Origin of the sequence: Methylovulum psychrotolerans, assembly GCF_002923755.1 — a bacterium.
GTDB classification, from domain to species: Bacteria; Pseudomonadota; Gammaproteobacteria; order Methylococcales; family Methylomonadaceae; genus Methylovulum; species Methylovulum psychrotolerans.
In genome coordinates this window covers 1-3078 of record NZ_PGFZ01000049.1, presented here as the reverse complement: position 1 = coordinate 3078, position 3078 = coordinate 1, and the positions used below count along the sequence as shown (strand labels likewise).

Annotated in this window: 2 protein-coding genes; both read right to left on the bottom strand. The window is 52.8% G+C overall.

Features of this window, described 5'->3' with window-relative positions:
- Positions 1 to 503 precede the first annotated feature (503 nt).
- Complete coding sequence (locus AADEFJLK_RS23350; RefSeq protein ID WP_146054736.1) at positions 504 to 968, bottom strand: hypothetical protein; 465 nt, start codon at positions 966 to 968, stop codon at positions 504 to 506.
- Between the two features lie 3 nt (positions 969 to 971).
- Positions 972 to 2993, bottom strand: a complete 2022-nt coding sequence (locus AADEFJLK_RS23345; RefSeq protein ID WP_103976003.1) for a hypothetical protein — start codon at positions 2991 to 2993, stop codon at positions 972 to 974.
- Between the last annotated feature and the right edge of the window lie 85 nt (positions 2994 to 3078).

Here is a 3078-nt window from a genome sequence, read left to right as displayed (position 1 = left end):
CTCCAACGCCACCTTCGCCTTTTGTGCGCCGGTCATCAATTTACGCTTTTTCTCACTCATTTTCGTCCACCTGTTTTATGATGGACACCATCTTAAATTATTGTCTGTTTTTATGGGTCCACTATAGCGTCACATAGACTGCTTTGATTGATAGATCATGAATACGGCGATTGCTTCTGTGTAAAGCAAGCACTACAAAAAAGTAAATGCTGCAAGCAACTGTTATTTCTAAAATACAGAATAGATATTCACTTGTTAAAAGACGCATAATTGACTACTCGCGAAAGCTGCTCCGACAGAACCCATTATTATGGCACCAAATGCTATGGCTACTGCCGGAAAAAACGTGGCTAACGATATGAGTGTTAGAGAGACATACGGAGCGGCAAGACCCCCGCGCCCGTCCAGCCCGGTGCGATGACGGCGTGGGTGATGACATCTTTGCCCGCGTTGAGGATGTCGGCCTATACTGCGTTTGAATCACGCTAATCGGCTCTTTTGCGTTATTTGCTACAGCCATTCTGCTTCATTGAGGAAATGTTTTCTATAAAGTATTGCGCCTCTTTTCTAGTCATTCTGGACGTAGAATACAAAACCTCCTCTGAACCTACATACAGATTCACTACCCATGAATCCCCTCTGGAAGAAGTCATTCCAAGCCGGACATTGGTTAAATCCTTTATGTCGATTTTAATAGGTGTGTTTGAAAAAGCCCTCCACATCATTATTTCGCTTTGTTGACAATCAAGCTTATCAATTGCAGAAATATAATCCCATCCCCATATCCATCCCAATGGAAGCGATAAAACACCCCATATAACCATTGACCTAAAAGCAAGTAAGTTATTTATTTTGCTTTGAAGTTTATTTTGTGCAATAACGCCACCTAGCAAAGAACCGAATATAAAAGCAATAATCATGCAATAACTAAATGATTGCCATAGTAAATAAGGCTCAGTGAATTTCATTTGTTATCTCCTGCAAATTGCCGGATTGCTAAATACAGAACGAATTGCTCCATCCGCCAAAAATCCTGTAAACCATAACACCCAAGCCACAACGCCAAGTGAACCAAAAAAAACACCCAAAACCACAGATGCCAACACAAGAGAAATATAAGTAAGTAATGCGCCCTGATCACAAGACCCACCATCCAAAGATTCAATAAATAACATTAGTCCAACTGTAAAAAGTGATGCGGCAATTACAAAAGAAAGAAGCGGAACAAGGAATGGAAGCAAGCCTGCTGTTATAGGAATAACACCAATCATAGCGGCGAGTAGGCCAATTATTCCGGCATTATCATCTAAAAATGTAATAAATCCCCCATTCCCCCCACCCGCAATCTTATAAGCCCCCGCCCCCGCCCCCGTGTCGGCATCGGTGATGATATAGCCCGCGCCCGTCCAGCCCGGCACGCTGACATTATCCGTATGGGTGATGACTTCCTTGCCCGCGTTGAGGGCGTTGCGGATGTCGGCCATGGTGTCGGCGTCGTGGTGGATGTTGGCCAGGGTGGCGGGGGTGATGTGGTAGATGCGTTGCCCCGCCGCGCTGGCCTTTTGGAGGGCTTTGACGGCGGAGATGGCTTCGCCGGGGTTTTGGGCGTTGGTGAACAGTTGCTCCGGCACGGCGCTTTCGAGGGCGGAGCTGAGGATGCCGGTTTGCAGGGTGTACTGTTTTTTGTGGGCGGCGTCGCCGTCGTCGCTGGCGGTGACGCTGACCAGGGGGATGTCCAGGGCGATGCCGCCGGGCTTGATGCTGCGGGGGAAGCCGAAGAAGTAGCTGACGTTGGGTTCGTAGCCGAACGTGCCGGTGCCGGCGGCGAGGGTGTAGTGAGCGCCGTTTTGGAGACCCATGAGCCGGCTGAGGGCGGTCAGTTGCGCGTAGTAGCCCAAGCCCCCGGCGTGGAAGAGGTCGCCGAGCAGGTCTTCGCGGTTCAGGGCGGCGATTTGGCTGGTGTCGGCGCTTTGTAGGACGCTTTGGGTGTGTTGCAGTTGGGCTTGGGTGGCTTTGAGGGTTTGCGGCGAGACGCTGCCCGCGTAGGCGTTGACGGCGAGGTAAGACCCGGCGACGGCGTAGTAGGTGCGCGGGGCTAGGGTTTGGCCGCGCCCGGCGAAGCTGACGGCGGTGGTGAGCGGCAGTTCTTCGCCTAAACGCAGGGGGCTGCCGGTTTTGAGGGTCTGGCCGTTGAGCTTGAGTTCGGGGACGACGCTGATCAGGTAGCTGGGGATGCTTTGCGGCAGTTGGCTGAGGCTGGTGAGGTCGCCTTGGGGCAAGAGTGACTGCAACGCTTGGCTGTCGGCATCGGTGGCGGGGCGGAAAGACAGGGTGAGTTTCTGGTTGTTGGCTTGGGCGAACGGCAGGGTGGTGGGGTTGAGCATAGCGCCTTGAATGTCTTGGGCAAAGCTGTAGCTGATCTGCTGTTGCAGGCTGGCGGGCAGTTTGTCGTAGTGGGCGCCAGTCAGTACGACGGGTACGGACAGGCCGCCCATCAGGATCGGGTAGTTCTCGGCGATGATGCTGCGCCCGCCGATGATGTCGCCGACGGTGGGGTTGCTGAGGTTGGCCTGGATGTAGGCTTGGAGCTTTTGTTGGGCTTGGCTCTGGGCGTTTTGCAGGATGGTCGGGTCAAAGCCGGTCGCCCAGCCTTCGGCGTCGTTGACGGTGCCGCTGGCGGTGAAGCTTTGGGCGAGCTGGTTCGGGTCCAGGCCGCTGATGGCGACGGCGTCCAGGCCTTTTTTGTAGGTGTACTGTTTGTAGCTGGGGTCCATTTCGACCCAACTGTCGGCGGCTTTGTTTTTCGCCCCGCGTGAGGGGATGAAATCTAGCGCGGCCTCGACCCAAATATGTTCCATGCGGACTTTGCTAATTTTGCCCGCGCTGGTGACGGCGGTGACGGGGATGCCGCCGTTGGCGGCGAAGCCCATGGCGGCGTTGAGGTCGGTGAAGCCGCCCGCCCAGTTTTTAAAGGCTTCGGCAGGTTTTATCATCTTAATCTAAGCCAATGTTTTCATAATAAAATTTAATACAAAAAGCAAGCATATTAATTCCATAAGGAAGCTGAGTTTTATTATG